This window comes from Solwaraspora sp. WMMA2059, from assembly GCF_027497315.1.
Taxonomy (GTDB): Bacteria; Actinomycetota; Actinomycetes; order Mycobacteriales; family Micromonosporaceae; genus Micromonospora_E.
This window is the reverse complement of the sequence record NZ_CP114908.1, coordinates 3082687-3096766: the sequence shown is the minus strand read 5'-3', so window position 1 is coordinate 3096766 and position 14080 is coordinate 3082687. Positions and strand designations below refer to the sequence as shown.

The window sequence follows — 14080 nt, the reverse complement described above, 5'->3', positions numbered from 1 at the left end:
GGCACCGTCAATTCGAGGACAGGAGATCGGGTCATGGACACGTCACGGACGCAGGGTCGGGTCATCGACCCGCTGACCGCCGACCGGCTTGCCATCGCCGACGTGGTCAACCGGTACTTCATGGCGATCGACAGCCGGGACTGGGACCGGCTGCGCGGCTGCTTCACCGACGACGTGGAGGGGATCTACGAGGGGGTACGGGTGGCCGGCGGGATCGACCGGATCATGGCCTTCTTCACCGGCCAGTCGCCGGTCCGGTTCCCACTGGAGATCGTCGACCTGCGGGCGTCGATGCACTTCATCGGCAACCACTTCGCCGAGGTGACCGGCGACCGCGCGGTGGCGCAGACCTACGCCCAGGCCCACCTGATCGACCGGCCGGCCGCCGGCCCCCGGATGCGCACCCGGGGTCTGCGTTACCTCGACGAACTGGTCCGGGTCGACGGCCGCTGGCTGATCAGCCGCCGGGAACACGTGCTGGACTGGATGCGCCGCGACGACCTGCTCGTCGCGCCGGCCGCTGCGGACTGACCCGCCCGTCACGGCCGCGACCGGCCGGCGGTGGGTCCGTCGGCCGGCGCGTCCTGCGGAAAGTGGCAGGCGACGTACTGGTCCGGGCCGGTCTGGCGCAGCTGCGGCTCGGTACGGGCACAGACATCCGCCGCGCGTGGACACCGGGTGCGGAACCGGCAGCCGCTGGGCGGGTCGAGCGCCGACGGCAGCTCACCGCTGGTGCGGGCCGGGGCCGGGGAGCCGTCGTCCAGCTCCGGGATCGAGCGCAGCAGCAGCGCCGTGTACGGGTGGGCGGGCCGGGCGAACAGCACGTCCGGCGGGGCGACCTCGCAGATCTTGCCCAGGTACATCACCACGATCCGGTCGCTGACCCGCTTCACCACCGCCAGGTCGTGGGCGACGAACAGCAGCGTCAGTCCGTACCGCTGTTTCATCTCCTCCAGCAGGTTGAGGATCTGGGCCTGTACCGAGACGTCCAGCGCGCTTACCGGCTCGTCGCAGAGCACCACGGCCGGTTCCAGCACCAGGGCGCGGGCGATGCAGACCCGCTGGCACTGCCCGCCGGACAGTTCGTGTGGTCGCCGGTCGCCGACCAGCCGGGGGTCCAGCCCGACGGCGTCGAGGACCTCGTCCACCCGCCGCCGGGCGGCGGGACCGCCCTCGCGGTGCCAGATCCGCAGACCTTCGGCGACGATGTCCCGGACGGTCCGGCGGGGGTTGAGCGACGAGATCGGGTCCTGGAAGATCATCTGGAGTCGGGTGCGGGTGCGGCGCAGCCGCTCGCCGTGTAGCGCCGTCAACTCGGTGCCGTCGAACCGGACCGAACCACTGGTCGGTGGGGGCAGCTGCAGGATCGCCCGGCCGGTGGTGGACTTCCCGCAACCCGACTCGCCGACCAGGCCGACGGTCTCCCGGACCCGGGCGTCGAGGCTGATCCCGGAGACCGCCTGCACGCTGCGTCCCCGCCCGGCCGGGAACCGTACGGTCAGGTCCTCGACCCGCAGCACCACGTCATCGGTGTCGCGCAGGTGCGCCTTGCCGGTGCCGGCCATCAGTTCACCGCCCCGTCGAGGGTGGACCGGTCGGTGGGGACCGGTGCGAGGTCCAGTCCGGCCCCGGTCCGGCCGTCGGCGAGGTTCTCGGCGAGCGCGCGGTCGCCGGCCTCGGTGCCGACCGGGTAGAAGCAGGCGTACCGGTGCCCGGGTTCGTCGGCCAGTGCCGGGTCCTCCTGCTGACACCGGGGCCGGGCCTGCCGGCAGCGGGGGGCGAAGCGGCAGCCGGGCGGCGGGTGCACCAGGTCGGGGGCGCCGCCGGCGATCACCTCCAGCGGGGTGTGGCTGGGCTGGTCGATCCGGGGGGTCGAGCGCAGCAGGGCCGCCGTGTACGGGTGCCGGGTGTGCCGGAACAGCTCGGCGGTCGGACCGATCTCGGCCACCCGGCCGGCGTACATGACCATGGTCCGGTCGGTGCGGCCGGACACCACGGACAGGTCGTGACTGATCAGGATCATCGCCATCCGCAGTTCGGTGCGCAGCCGGGCGAGCAGGTCGAGGATCTCCTTCTGCACGGTCACGTCCAGCGCGGTGGTCGGCTCGTCGGCGATGAGCAGCTTGGGTGAGCAGGACAGCGCGATGCCGATCATGACGCGTTGCCGCATACCGCCGGAGAGTTCGTGCGGGTACTGCCTCAGCCGCCGGACCGGCTCACTGATGCCGACCTCGGCGAGCAGTTCGGCGGCGCGGGTGTCGGCGGCGCGTCTGCTGAGGCCGAGGTGGTGACGCATCGGCTCGGTGAGTTGCCGCCCGATGGTGCGGACCGGGTTGAGTGACGTCATCGGATCCTGGAACACCATGGCCACCTCGGCGCCCCAGAAGTGCCGGGCGGCGGCGCCTCGACGGTCGCGGACCTCGTGTCCCTCGAACAGGATCCGACTTTCCGCCGCGACCTGCGCCTGCCGGGGCAGGATGTTCATGACGGTGCGGACCAGCACCGACTTGCCGGAGCCGGATTCGCCGACGACGCCGAGCGCCTCGCTGGGCGCGAGGGTGAAGGAGACCCCGTCGACGGCGCGCAGCACACCGCGCGGCGTCGGGAAGCTCGTGGCGAGGTTCTCGACGGCGAGCAACGGAGCCGGTTCATCGGATCGCACGTTGCCAGCCTAACAAGCGCTTGGTACTTTGAGCGAGACCCCGTTACCTGCCTGAAACGTGGAGACCCGATGACCGACGACGAACTCGACGAACTGATCGCCGTAGTCCAACTGCCCGAGCGGACCCCGGACACGGTCGAGCAGCGGGTGGCCCTCGCCGAGGACCACCGCCGGATCGCCGACCTGGTGATGCTCTACGGCTGGCTGTGCGACCGGCGCCGCTGGGACGACCTGCTGGAGTACTACACCGACGACTTCGAGCGGCAGCTGCGCGGCACCCTGAACGAGACCGTCAAGGGCAAGGAGAAGCTCCGCGAGCTGTACTTCCGCCCGGTCCTGCCCCGCTCCGGTGACGCCGACGGGCCACCGTCCGCCGACGTGATCAACTCCTACGAACTGCGTCACCTCATCCACCCTCCAGTGATCCGGGTCGCCGATGACGGCCGGACCGCCTCGGTCGCCGCCGTGTACAGCCTCGTCGCGACCAGCGGCGACGGTCCGCAGTTTCGCCGCGGTGAGCACGAAGGTGCCTACCTGTTCGGCATGCGACGTGAGCCCGACGTCGGCTGGCGCTTCGCCACCATGGTCGTGATCAGCGAAAACGCCCGCAACCCCCTGTTCCAGAAGGGCTGACGCGATGCCCGGAAGTTTCACCGGAAAGGTTGCTCTGGTCACCGGCGCCGGCCGGGGGATCGGTCGGGCCACCGCGCTGCGGTTCGCCGCCGAGTCAGCGACGGTCGTCGTCAACGACATCAATCCCGACGGCATCGCCGAGACCCGGGCGGCCGCCGACGACCTGCCCGGTCGGGCGGTCGCCGGTCGGGCCGACGTCACCTCGGCCGACCAGGTGGCCGACCTGGTCGCCGAGGTGGCCGACCGGTACGGCCCGGTCGACATCCTGGTCAACAACGCCGGTGGAGCACTGCCCGGAGCCGCCTGGGCGGCGGTGGCCGACGCCAGCATCGAGGACTGGAGCGGATTCCTCGCTCTGAACCTCACCTCGGCGTTCCTCTGCGCCCGGGCCGTGCTGCCCGGCATGCTGGCAGCCGGGCGCGGGCACATCGTCGGCATCGGCTCCATCTCCGGCACCAACGGCCAGGTCAACGGTGCGGCCTACGCCGCCGCCAAGGCCGGGATGAGCGCCCTGGTCGCCTCGATCGCCAAGGAGTACGGATCCCGCGGGGTCTCGTCGAACGGGATCGTCGTCGGCAACGCGCCGTTTCCCAACCGGAGCCCGGACCGCCAGCAGCATCTCGATCGTGCGGTGCACCTGGGCCGGGTCGGCGGGTACGACGAGTTCGCCGCAGCCATCGCCTTCCTGTGCTCGGAGGACTCGTCGTACCTGTCCGGGGCGATGGTCCCGGTCGACGGCGGATTCCACCGGTCCAACTTGTTGTGACGTACTGGTCGCTACCACCGGTAGCTCGGCTCACGGTATCCACCGAACAGTCCACCAGGGACACCGAACGCTGGAGTGTCGGCCCCCCAGGCCATGATCGTAGGCCGTAGTCTGGCGTACATGGCCCCTGGACGCCACCGTCAGTGGCTGACCGCGCTGCGATCCTGGGTGAAGGTCGGCGCGAACCAGCCGTTGCTGCCGGTGGTGCGCCGGGCCTTCCTGGCCTTCCTACTGACCTGCCTGGCCATTGTAGTTCCACAGTGGCTGATCTCACCGGTCGTCGAGCCGAGCCGGTCCTGGCCGGTGCTGCCCGCTGTCGGCGTACTGGCGGTGCTCGCCGTGCGGCTGTACCGGCGGGAACGCCCGACGATCGCCCACGACCTGCTCGCCGCCGTCGCTGTCGGCGTGGTGATCTGGGCAGTCGGGGCGTTACCGGCCGGCGGGGTGCTGTTCGTCGGCACCGCGCTGCGCGCGCTCTACGGCGGCCTGCCCGCGGCGTTGCTCTCGGTCGGGTTCACCCTCGCGGCGATGACCACCGGCGTGCTCGCCGCCGGCGGCACCCTGACTGAGGTGCAGCTCGGCCAGTACGGCCCCGGACTGCTGCTGTCGTCGTTGGCGCTGCGCCTGGTGCTGCTCGCGGTCCGCCGGTACGAGGCCGGCACGGCGGCCCGGTTCGAGGCGGTCGTCCGGTCGTCGCGCGACGTGATCGTGCTGACCGACCGGGACACCACGGTCAGCTACCTGAGCCCGGCGGCGGCGGACGTGTTCCGGCTCACCGACGGGCTGCCCGGCGACCGGCTGCTGTCCTGGATCGTCCCGGCGGACCGGCCCGTGGCCGACGCCTGGATTTCGCGGTTGCTCGGCGAAGCCGGTGCGGCGGAGACGCTGCAGTGCCGGGTCCCGGCCCCGGACACCGGGCAGCCGGCCACGGTCGAGATCAGCGGGCAGAACCTGCTGCACGATCCGAACGTCCACGGGCTGTTGTTCGCCGTCCGTGACATCACCGAGCGGGTGCGGCTCACCGAGCGGCTGCGCCATCAGGCGTACCACGATCCGCTGACCGGCCTGGCCAACCGGGCCCTGCTGCGGGAACGGCTGGCCGCGGCGCTCGGCAGCACCACCGACGTCGCGTTGCTGCTGGTCGACATCGATTCGTTCAAGGTGGTCAACGACGCTCTCGGCCACCAGGCCGGTGACGACCTGCTGGTCGAGGTCGCCGGCCTGCTGCGGCGCCGGTTGGCGGCCACCGACCTGCTGGCCGCCCTCGGCGGTGACGAGTTCGCGGTGCTGCTGACTGCCGAGCGGGCCGCCGCCCGCGACACCGAGCGGATCGCCGACGACCTGTTGGCGGTCTTCGACCGGCCGATCGAGGTGGCCCGCCACCTGCGGCTGATCGGCGCCCGGGTCGGCATCGCGGTCAGCGACGGCGACGCCGACGCCGACCGGCTGATGCGCGAGGCCGACATCGCGTTGCAGATCGCCAAGGGCGCGTCCCGGGCCCGACGGGTGCGGTACCGCACCGAACTGCACCAGCCTGCGGTCGACCGGGTGCGCCTGCAGGTGGAGGCGCAGGACGCGTTGTCGCGGCGCGAGTTCGTCCTGCACTACCAGCCGATCCACGCCCTGTCCGACGGTGCGGTACGCGGCGTGGAGGCGCTGGTCCGATGGCGTCACCCGCAGCGCGGCATGGTCCGGCCCGACCAGTTCATCCCGCTGGTCGAGGACAGTGGGCTGATCGTTCCACTCGGCCGTTGGATTCTCAGCCAGGCCTGTGTCACCGGTGCCGGATGGCAGCGGCTCAGCGGCCGACCGCTGCAGATCAACGTCAATGTCAGTGTGCGCCAGTTCATGCTGGGCGACGTGGTCGCGGACGTGCTCGCCGCGTTGGAACGTTCCGGCCTACCGCCGGCCACGCTGACCCTGGAGATGACCGAGAGCGTCCTGGCCACCGAGCACGACGCGATCGAGTCGCAGCTGTCCGCGCTGCGTCGACTCGGCGTGCGGATCGCCCTCGACGACTTCGGCACCGGATTCAGCTCCCTCGGCCACCTGCACCGCTATCCGATCGACGAGTTGAAGATCGACAAGATTTTCGTGGGCCGGATCGGCGCCGAGGATCCGACCTGCCTGCCGGTGGTCCGGGCGATCCTGGCGATGAGCCGAGGGCTACGGCTCAGCACGGTGGCCGAGGGGATCGAGAACGACGATCAGCGGGCCGAGCTGACCGCGATGGGCTGCGAGTTCGGGCAGGGGTTCGGCCTGTCCCGGCCGGTGGAGGAGCCGGCCCTGCGGGCCCTGCTGCGCCGGTCCGCCGTGCCGTAGCGGCCCGGACCGAGACCAGCGTGTCGGGTGTCGGGTTCAGACGAGGGTGTCGGCGAGGGTCTCCGGGGCGAACAGCTCCGCCGGGTCCAGCCGCCGCCGGGCCAGGCCCTGCTCGTGCGAGTAGCGCAGGAACGTCTCCAGCACCGTCCGGTTGGGTTCGACGCCGTACGGCCAGAAGTCGTCGCCCAGCAGCGCCGCCGCTTCCTCCGCGGCCGGCACCACCCACGGCAGGCTGACCTTCAACGCGGTCACCTCCCGCAGCTCGGCGTAGACCCGGTCCTTCGCCTCGGTGAACGCGTCCAGCAGCGCCCGGGCCAGCCACCGGTGCCGCTGGTAGACGTCGCGGCGCAGCACCACCGTGTGCATGATCGGGAAGATGCCGGTGGCCCGCAGGTACGCCCGTTCGGCGGCGGCCGGGTCGGCGAACAGTCGACGGACCTGGTCCGGTCCGCCCCTCGGGTCGAACGACCGGGGTGCCCGGGCGGTGTAAAGGGCGTCGATCGCGCCGGTACGCAGCAGCCCGTCGAGCGTCTCGCCCACGCCGATCGGCCGTACGTCGAACCGGTCCGGCAGGTCCAGCCGCAGCTTCTCCTGCCGGCCGGCGTGGTGCAGACCACCGGTGCGGTAGCCGACCCCGTCCACCGGCAGTCCGTGGTGTTCGGCCAGGATGCCGCGGATCCAGACGGCGGCGGTCATCTGGTACTCCGGGATCCCGACGGTACGGCCGGCCAGCTCGGCCGGGTCGCGGACCGTCGACGACGGCGCCAGGTAGATCGAGCCGTGCCGGAACACCCGCGACGGGAAGACCGGGATCGCCACGAACGGCGGTTCGTCGGCGAACAGCGACAGCACGTACGACGACAGGGACATCTCGGCGACGTCGAACTCCTGCCAGCGCAGCATCCGGAAGAAGGTCTCCTCCGGTGACAGCGGCAGGTAGGTCAGGTCCACGCCGGTCGGCCGTACGGTGCCCTCCCGCAGTGCCCGGGTGCGGTCGTAGTCCCAGCAGGCCAGGCTGATCGGCAGCCGGTGTGCCATGGTGCCTCCAATCCTCGCAGCGATGTAAACATCCTCAGTGGAACGCCGCGCCGCCGTCGACGTTGACCGTCTGTCCGGTGATGAAGTCGCTGTCCGGCCCGGCCAGGAAGGCGACCACACCGACCAGGTCGGCCGGCACCTGCCGCCGTTTGATCGCCTGGCCGGCGACGATCGCCGCCTCCTGCTCCGGGGTGACGGTGGCCCGTGGGATCTCGGTCCGGGTGGCGCCGGGGGTGACCGCGTTGACCCGTACCCCGGCCGGGCCCAGCTCGGTGGCCAGCGCCCTGGTCATCCCGATCAGCGCCGCCTTCGAGGTCACATAGTGCAGGTAGTGTGGTCGGCCGATCCACACGGTGGCCGACGAGATGTTGACCACCTTGCCGTAGCCGGCCTGGCGCATCACCGGTGCCACCGCCCGGGTGCACAGGAACGGGCCACGGACGTTGACCGCCATCACCCGGTCCCACTCGGCCGGGTCGATCTGGTCGAACGGCCGCATCGCCAGAGTCGAGAAGATCGCCGCGTTGTTGACCAGGACGTCGATCCCACCGAACGCCTCGGTGCCGCGCCGGACCATCGCCGCCACGCTGTCCGGGTCGGCGACGTCGACCTCGACGGCGAGCGTGCCGTCGCCGATCTCGGCGGCGACGGCACCGGCCGCCCCGGTGTTGCGGTCGGCCACCACCACCCGCGCCCCGTCGGCCGCCAGCCGGTGCGCGAAGGCCCGGCCGAGCCCCTGTCCGCCGCCGGTGACGATGGCCACCCGGCCGGCCAGCCGGTCAGCCATCGCCGAGCCGGGACAGTTCGGTACGGGCGTCCATCGGCTGCCACCACGGCTCGACACCCAGGTCGCGGGCGATCACCCCGGCGGCGATGTACCCGGCGCCGCCGCTGATCGCCCCGTTGGGGTGGCAGGCCGAGCCGGCCAGGTAGAGGTTCGGCAGCGGGGTGCGGTAGCCGAAGTGGTTGTGCAGCACCTGGTCGGCGCTGAGCGCCCCCATGAAGATGTCGCCGTGCCGCATGTTGATCAGTTCCTGCGCGTACTCGTAGGCGGTGTAGGTGTACGAGCCCAGCACGGTGGCGTCGGTCAGGTTGGGCGCGTACTCCCGCCACCTGTCCATGATCGACGCGGCCATGTCGCCCTGCATGCGGCGCAGGTTCTCGTGGTCGCCGTCGGGTGCCCACGGCACCACGTGCCAGGCGTACGCGGTGTGTTTGCCCGGCGGCGCCTGACTCGGGTCGAGCACGCTCAGCGCCCCGGCACCGAACTGGACGTTGGTCGGCACCCGACCGTTGTCCACGTCGTCGTGCGCGGCCATCAGACTGGCGATGGTCTCCGAGCCGATGTTGTACTTCAGCGCCCCGTTCACGTGCGGGTCGAAGGCCGCCGAGGTGTACGCCGGGGCCTCGTCGAGCGCCAGGTGCAGGCCGAACAACGTCCAGCCGGTGTAGTGGAACTTGTCCAGCCGGGCCAGGTAGTCGGCGGGCAGCTGGTCGCGGCCGACCAGCGTCTCCAGGGTCTGGTGCAGGTCCAGCGTGCTGGCCACGAACTGGCGGGCCCGCATCGAGCGCCCGTCGGCGAGTTCGATGCCGGTGGCCCGGCCGCCCTCGACGACGATCCGCTCGACGTGCGCCTGGTTGACGAAGTGTCCGCCGGCGGCGATGAACTCCTCCATCAGCCCTCGGGCCAGGTTCCAACTGCCGCCGGCGCACAGCTCGTAGCCGGTGGTCAGGTCGAAGGCACGGATCAGCGAGCCGAGCGGGCTGTGCGTACCGAGCGTCTCGTGCAGCACGGTGCCGAACAGTGACAACTTGAACAGGAACAGCACCTTGACCCGCTCGTCGGTGAACAGCTCCTCGACCACCTCGCCGGGTTGCCGCCGGGTCAGCTCCAGGAAGTCACGACCCAACGCGGTACGGCCGAGCAGCTCGTCGCGGTCGTCCGGGCTCAGCGGCTCACTGAACCGCTCGCGCAGGAAGATCCGCTGGGTCATCTCCTCCGCCTTGGCGTTCCACTCCCGGAACGTGTCGGCGTCGGCCTTGCTGAACCGGCCGATGCTGGCGAGTGTCTCGTCGAGGTCGCGGGAGAAGACCAGCGCGCTGCCGTCGCGGTGCGGCTGGGCGAACTCGTACCGCGGCGTCAGGTAGCGCACCCGGGCGGACAGCCCCAGGTCACGGAACCACGGCGTCGAGGTGACGCTGAAGTGGTTGATCGAGTGCAGGTTGTGCTGGAAACCGGGCAGGGTCCGTTCCTCGGTGCTCAGCCCGCCGCCGTGGCGCAGCCGCCGTTCGACCAGGAGCACCCGCAGCCCGGCCCGGGCCAGGTAGGTGCCGAGGATCAGGCCGTGCTGGCCGGCCCCGATGATGATGCCGTCGTAGGTGTCGGCCGGGTGGTCAGTGGTCGCCACGGTCGCCTCCTCGTGGGTCGTTCGTCGGTCCCAGGTGGACGGTTACCGACTTGGGCTGGGTGAACGAATGCAGTTCCTCGACGCTCTCCTCGCTGCCGAGGCCGGAGTCCTTGACCCCGCCGAACGGCAGGCCGGCGAAGTGCCGGGACGCGGTGTTGATCCACACGTAGCCGGCGTCGACCGACCGGGCCCAGCGGTGCGCCCGACCGACGTCGCCGGTCCACACGCTGGCGGTCAGGCCGTACGGCGAGTCGTTGACCATCCGCAGCGCCTCCCGCTCGTCGTCGAACGGGGTGACGCAGAGCACCGGCCCGAAGATCTCCTCGCGGGCCAGCGGGTTGTCCGGCGGCACGTCGACGAAGACGGTCGGCTCCACGTACGCGCCGGGCCCGTCCGGCAGGCCACCGCCGGTGGCCACGGTCAGCCCGGTGTCGCGACCCTGCCGCAGGAAGCCGGCGATTCGGTCCCGGTGGGCGGCCGAGACCATGGTGCCCATCTCGGTGGCCGGGTCCAGCGGGTCACCGACCCGCACGGCGCGGGTGCCGGCCACCACCCGCTCGACGACCTCGTCGACGAGCGAGCGGTGCACCAGCAGCCGGGAAGTGGAGCCGCAGGACTGCCCCCCGGTCCAGTGGAAGTTCATCCCGGCGACCGCGCCGGCGCTGGCGGCGGCCACGTCGGCGTCGGCCAGGATCACCATCGGGTTCTTGCCGCCCAGCTCCAACGACACCTGTTTGACGCCGTGCGCGGCGGCGGTGCGCAGCACCGCCCGGCCGGTACCGGTGCTGCCGGTGAACGCGATCCGCCGCACCAGTGGGTGGCCGACCAGCGCCGGCCCGACAGTGGCGCCGTCGCCGGTCAGCACCGCCAGCACCCCGGCCGGGAGCAGCTCGGCGACCAGCTCACCGAAGCGCAGCGCGGACAGCGGCGTCTGATCGGGGGCCTTGAGCACCACCGAGTTGCCGGCCAGCAGCGGTGCCGCGACCCGGGAAGCGGCGAACATGACCGGATGGTTGTACGGCACGATCCGGGCGACCACGCCGTACGGCCGTCGGGTGGTGTAGTGCAGATGGTCGTCGCCGCCGGGCAGGGTCCGGCCGCCGAGCTGGTCGGCCCAGTCCGCGAACCGGTCCAGCAGCTCGGCGGCGAGGTCGACGTCGGCGGTCATCGCGGTCACCGGGTTGCCGCCGTCGGCCGCGTCGAGGTGACCGAGTTCGGCGCGGTGTGCGCGCAGCACGTCGGCCATCGACCGTAGTACGGCGGCCCGTTGGCGGGGCGGGGTGGCCGCCCACTGCGGTTGTGCGGCGTGTGCCGCCCGTACGGCCCGGTCGACGTCGGCGACGGTGGCGGCGGGTGCCCGGCCGAGCACCGCGCCGGTGGCCGGTGACCGGGTCGGGGTCGCCCCGCCGTCGCCGGCCGGGACCAGCCGACCGTCGATCAGCAGACGCCAGTCGCGTCCGGGGTCGGGGATCATCGCGCCTCGTCTCGGCTCGTCGTCGGGGTGGCGGTCGGCGCGTCCGGCGCCAGGTGCGCGGTGGGACTAGTAGTTGGGTTCGCAGTGGGGTTCACGGTGGGGGAGGAGCCGCGCTGGGCGGCGGTGTGGCCGAAGAGCCAGTCGGTGGACCGGTAGTCGGTCGGTCCACGGTGGGCCAGCGCGTCGTCGCGAAGTGCGGCGGCGACGCCGTCGACGTGCCAGATGTCGCCCCAGGCGCGGGCGTTGCGCTGCACCCGGGCGGTGCGGGGGGCCCGTTCGCGGACGAACTCCCGCAGCGCGAGGTGGACCGGCGCGTCGGCGTTGATCGGCCCGGCGGGCAGGTGCCGGGTGACGGCGGCGGCGAGCGCGGCGGCGTCCTCCAGCGCCTGGCAGGCGCCCTGGGCCAGGTACTGCAGCATCGGATGGGCGGCGTCGCCGAGCAGGGCGACCCGGCCGCCGTGCACCCAGTCGTCGATCGGCGTTCGGTCGTACATCGGCCACCGCTGGTCGGTCCGGATCGCCTGGACGGCGGTCCGCACGTGCGGACAGGCCCGGGAGAACGCCTCCTGCAGCTCAGCCGGGCCGCCCCAGTCCGGGTCGCCCTGCCGGTACCGTTCGCTGCGGAACACCGCGACCTGGTTGTAGTAGCTGCCGCCGCGCAGGGCGTACTGCACGAAGTGCATCCCGGGGCCGATGAAGGCGACCACCTCGGACAGGTCGGCGGTCCGGCTGGCCTGTTCGATCGGGATCGCGCCCCGGTAGGCGACGTAGCCGCTGCATTCCGGCTTGTCGTCGCTGACCAGGGCGCGGAACCGGGAATGCAGGCCGTCGGCGGCGACGACCGCCCGAGCGCGGTAGCGCTGCCCGCCGGCGCAGTCGATCTCGACGGCGTCCGGGCCGGGCCGGATCGCGGTCACCTCGCGGTCGGGTTCGAGTACCGCGCCGGCCTCGGCGGCCCCGGCGAGCAGCAGGTCGAGCAGGTCACGGCGGTGCGCGACGACGTACGGGGCCAGGTAACGCTCGGTGAACGGCCCGGTGAGGTCGAGCCGGTTCAGTTCCCGGCCGGTGCGGGCGTCGGCGAGAACCAGGTGTCGGGGCGCCAGCCCGGCGGCGATCAACCGGTCGAGCAGGCCCCACTCGCGCAGCAGCCGGGTGGCGTTGGGGGCGAGCTGGATGCCGGCACCGACCTCGCCGAAGGCGGCGGCCCGTTCCAACACCCGGACCTGCCGCCCGGCGCGGGCCAGGGCGAGAGCGGTGCCGAGCCCGCCGATGCCGCCACCGACCACGATGAACTCATCGGTCTGCCCGTCGCTGGCCGTCAACGTGCCTCCTGGTGGGTGTGGGCGGGACCGGTCTGCGGACGCGGGGCCGGCCGAGGTTGCCCGACGCTAACCCCGCTTCTGTTCAGAAGAATCTGCGTCGACCGGCGTTTCTGGTCAGCAGAACGACCGCCGGTCGTCGGGCTACCGGTCGGGTCGACCGTGGCGTACCAAGCGCTTGTTAGGGTACGCTGCCCGCCATGTCGCCCCGAGACTCCGCCACCCCGCAGGCCGTGATCGTCGCCGCCGCCCGCTCGCCGATCGGCCGGGCGCGCAAGGGCTCGCTCGCCACGCTGCGCCCCGACGACCTCGCCGTGGACATCACCCGGGCCGCGCTGGCCCAGGTGCCCGCCCTGGACCCGGCGCAGGTGCAGGACGTCCTGCTCGGGTGCGCCCAGCCGGCCGGTGAACACGGCCACAACCTGGCCCGGATGGTCGCCGTCGGGTTGGGCCTGGACGGCACTGCGGGCACCACCGTGCAGCGCTACTGCGCCTCGTCGGTACAGACCACCCGGATGGCCTTCCACGCGATCCGGGCCGGGGAGGGCGACGTCTTCGTCTCCGCCGGGGTGGAGATGGTTTCCCGGTACGAGGCCGGCAAGTCGGACAATCTGCCGGGCACCCGCAACGAGCGGTACGCAGCCGCCGGTGCCCGCAGCGCGGCGCGCGCCGCCGGCGACGGTGGGCGGTGGCAGGACCCCCGGGACACCGGGGCGCTGCCGGATCCGTACATCGCGATGGGGGAGACCGCCGAGAACGTCGCGCAGGTGTACGGGGTGAGCCGGGCCGACCAGGACGAGTTCGCGGTGCGCAGCCAGAACCTGGCCGAGCAGGCGATCGCCGACGGCTTCTACGCCCGTGACATCACCCCGGTGACGTTGCCGGACGGCACGGTCGTCGACCGCGACGATGGCCCTCGCCCCGGGGTCCGGTTGGCGTCGGTCGCCGCGCTCAAGCCGGTGTTCCGCCCGGACGGCACGGTCACCGCCGGGAACTGCTGCCCGCTCAACGACGGTGCCGCGGCTCTGGTGGTGATGAGCGCCGCCCGGGCGGCCGAGCTGGGCGTCACCCCGCTGGCCCGGATCGTGGCCACCGGTGTCTCCGCGCTCAGTCCGGAGATCATGGGCCTGGGCCCGGTGGAGGCGACCCGGCGGGCGTTGGGGCACGCCGGGCTGACCATCGGCGACATCGACCTGGTGGAGATCAACGAGGCCTTCGCCGCCCAGGTGCTGCCCTGCGTGCGGCTGCTCGGCATCGATCCCGACCGGGTGAACGTCAACGGCGGGGCGATCGCGGTGGGTCACCCGTTCGGGATGACCGGTGCCCGGATCACCACCAGCCTGATCCGGGCGCTGCGCGAACGTGACCGGCAGTTCGGGCTGGTCACCATGTGCGCGGCCGGTGGTCAGGGAATGGCGATGGTGATCGAGCGGGCGAGCTGAACCCGGGCTGGCCAAC

General features: G+C 72.1%; 12 protein-coding genes. 5 read left to right on the top strand and 7 right to left on the bottom strand.

Features of this window, described 5'->3' with window-relative positions; all coding sequences use genetic code 11:
* The first annotated feature begins 33 nt into the window (after positions 1-33).
* A complete protein-coding gene (locus O7553_RS14155) occupies positions 34-531 on the top strand; it encodes a nuclear transport factor 2 family protein (RefSeq protein ID WP_281555259.1) in 498 nt (165 codons plus the stop codon).
* An 8-nt stretch (positions 532-539) separates the two neighbouring features.
* Here the strand turns inward: O7553_RS14155 and O7553_RS14150 are convergent, their stop codons facing one another.
* The gene (locus O7553_RS14150; RefSeq protein WP_281555258.1) at positions 540-1565 is read right to left on the bottom strand and encodes an ABC transporter ATP-binding protein; all 1026 of its coding nucleotides are present in this window, start codon (positions 1563-1565) and stop codon (positions 540-542) included.
* Positions 1565-2662, bottom strand: coding sequence for an ABC transporter ATP-binding protein (locus tag O7553_RS14145; protein ID WP_281555257.1), 1098 nt, complete (start codon positions 2660-2662; stop codon positions 1565-1567). Before O7553_RS14145 ends, O7553_RS14150 begins: the two co-directional genes overlap by 1 nt.
* Positions 2663-2731: 69 nt before the next feature.
* Here O7553_RS14145 and O7553_RS14140 point away from each other — a divergent pair, with 69 nt between their 5' ends.
* The 3 genes from O7553_RS14140 to O7553_RS14130 all read left to right on the top strand — a co-directional run bounded on the left by O7553_RS14140 (position 2732) and on the right by O7553_RS14130 (position 6383).
* Entirely contained in the window at positions 2732-3295 is a 564-nt protein-coding gene (locus O7553_RS14140) for a nuclear transport factor 2 family protein (protein WP_281555256.1), read from the top strand.
* A gap of 4 nt (positions 3296-3299) precedes the next feature.
* Positions 3300-4061 (top strand): SDR family oxidoreductase, encoded by a 762-nt coding sequence (locus O7553_RS14135; protein ID WP_281555255.1) that lies wholly within the window; start codon positions 3300-3302, stop codon positions 4059-4061.
* 120 nt (positions 4062-4181) lie between these two features.
* Positions 4182-6383: a GGDEF domain-containing phosphodiesterase gene (locus O7553_RS14130; protein ID WP_281555254.1), complete on the top strand. Its 2202-nt coding sequence runs from the start codon at positions 4182-4184 to the stop codon at positions 6381-6383.
* A gap of 36 nt (positions 6384-6419) precedes the next feature.
* On the opposite strand, the gene O7553_RS14125 is transcribed toward O7553_RS14130, so the two are convergent.
* From O7553_RS14125 to O7553_RS14105, 5 genes are read right to left on the bottom strand one after another with little or no spacing between them, the layout of a single operon-like run.
* Positions 6420-7421, bottom strand: a complete 1002-nt coding sequence (locus tag O7553_RS14125; protein WP_281555253.1) for a hypothetical protein — start codon at positions 7419-7421, stop codon at positions 6420-6422.
* 34 nt (positions 7422-7455) lie between these two features.
* On the bottom strand, positions 7456-8208 hold the full coding sequence (locus tag O7553_RS14120) for a 3-oxoacyl-ACP reductase family protein (protein WP_281555252.1): 753 nt from the start codon (positions 8206-8208) through the stop codon (positions 7456-7458).
* Positions 8201-9829 (bottom strand): NAD(P)/FAD-dependent oxidoreductase, encoded by a 1629-nt coding sequence (locus O7553_RS14115; protein WP_281555251.1) that lies wholly within the window; start codon positions 9827-9829, stop codon positions 8201-8203. Before O7553_RS14115 ends, O7553_RS14120 begins: the two co-directional genes overlap by 8 nt.
* A complete protein-coding gene (locus O7553_RS14110) occupies positions 9816-11303 on the bottom strand; it encodes an aldehyde dehydrogenase family protein (RefSeq protein ID WP_281555250.1) in 1488 nt (495 codons plus the stop codon). The genes O7553_RS14115 and O7553_RS14110 overlap by 14 nt, the downstream gene beginning before the upstream one ends.
* The gene (locus tag O7553_RS14105; protein WP_281555249.1) at positions 11300-12625 is read right to left on the bottom strand and encodes an FAD-dependent monooxygenase; all 1326 of its coding nucleotides are present in this window, start codon (positions 12623-12625) and stop codon (positions 11300-11302) included. Before O7553_RS14105 ends, O7553_RS14110 begins: the two co-directional genes overlap by 4 nt.
* A gap of 197 nt (positions 12626-12822) precedes the next feature.
* Here O7553_RS14105 and O7553_RS14100 point away from each other — a divergent pair, with 197 nt between their 5' ends.
* Complete coding sequence (locus tag O7553_RS14100) at positions 12823-14064, top strand: acetyl-CoA C-acetyltransferase (RefSeq protein WP_281555248.1); 1242 nt, start codon at positions 12823-12825, stop codon at positions 14062-14064.
* Positions 14065-14080: the final 16 nt, after the last annotated feature.

Bases quoted from the DNA above. Each gene is read 5' to 3' on its own strand.
- O7553_RS14135 (WP_281555255.1), top strand. From the start codon at position 3,300: ATGCCCGGAAGTTTCACCGGAAAGGTTGCTCTGGTCACCGGCGCCGGC.
- O7553_RS14100 (WP_281555248.1), top strand. From the start codon at position 12,823: ATGTCGCCCCGAGACTCCGCCACCCCGCAGGCCGTGATCGTCGCCGCC.
- O7553_RS14130 (WP_281555254.1), top strand. From the start codon at position 4,182: ATGGCCCCTGGACGCCACCGTCAGTGGCTGACCGCGCTGCGATCCTGG.
- O7553_RS14110 (WP_281555250.1), bottom strand. From the start codon at position 11,303: ATGATCCCCGACCCCGGACGCGACTGGCGTCTGCTGATCGACGGTCGG.
- O7553_RS14150 (WP_281555258.1), bottom strand. From the start codon at position 1,565: ATGGCCGGCACCGGCAAGGCGCACCTGCGCGACACCGATGACGTGGTG.
- O7553_RS14155 (WP_281555259.1), top strand. From the start codon at position 34: ATGGACACGTCACGGACGCAGGGTCGGGTCATCGACCCGCTGACCGCC.
- O7553_RS14125 (WP_281555253.1), bottom strand. From the start codon at position 7,421: ATGGCACACCGGCTGCCGATCAGCCTGGCCTGCTGGGACTACGACCGC.
- O7553_RS14140 (WP_281555256.1), top strand. From the start codon at position 2,732: ATGACCGACGACGAACTCGACGAACTGATCGCCGTAGTCCAACTGCCC.
- O7553_RS14120 (WP_281555252.1), bottom strand. From the start codon at position 8,208: ATGGCTGACCGGCTGGCCGGCCGGGTGGCCATCGTCACCGGCGGCGGA.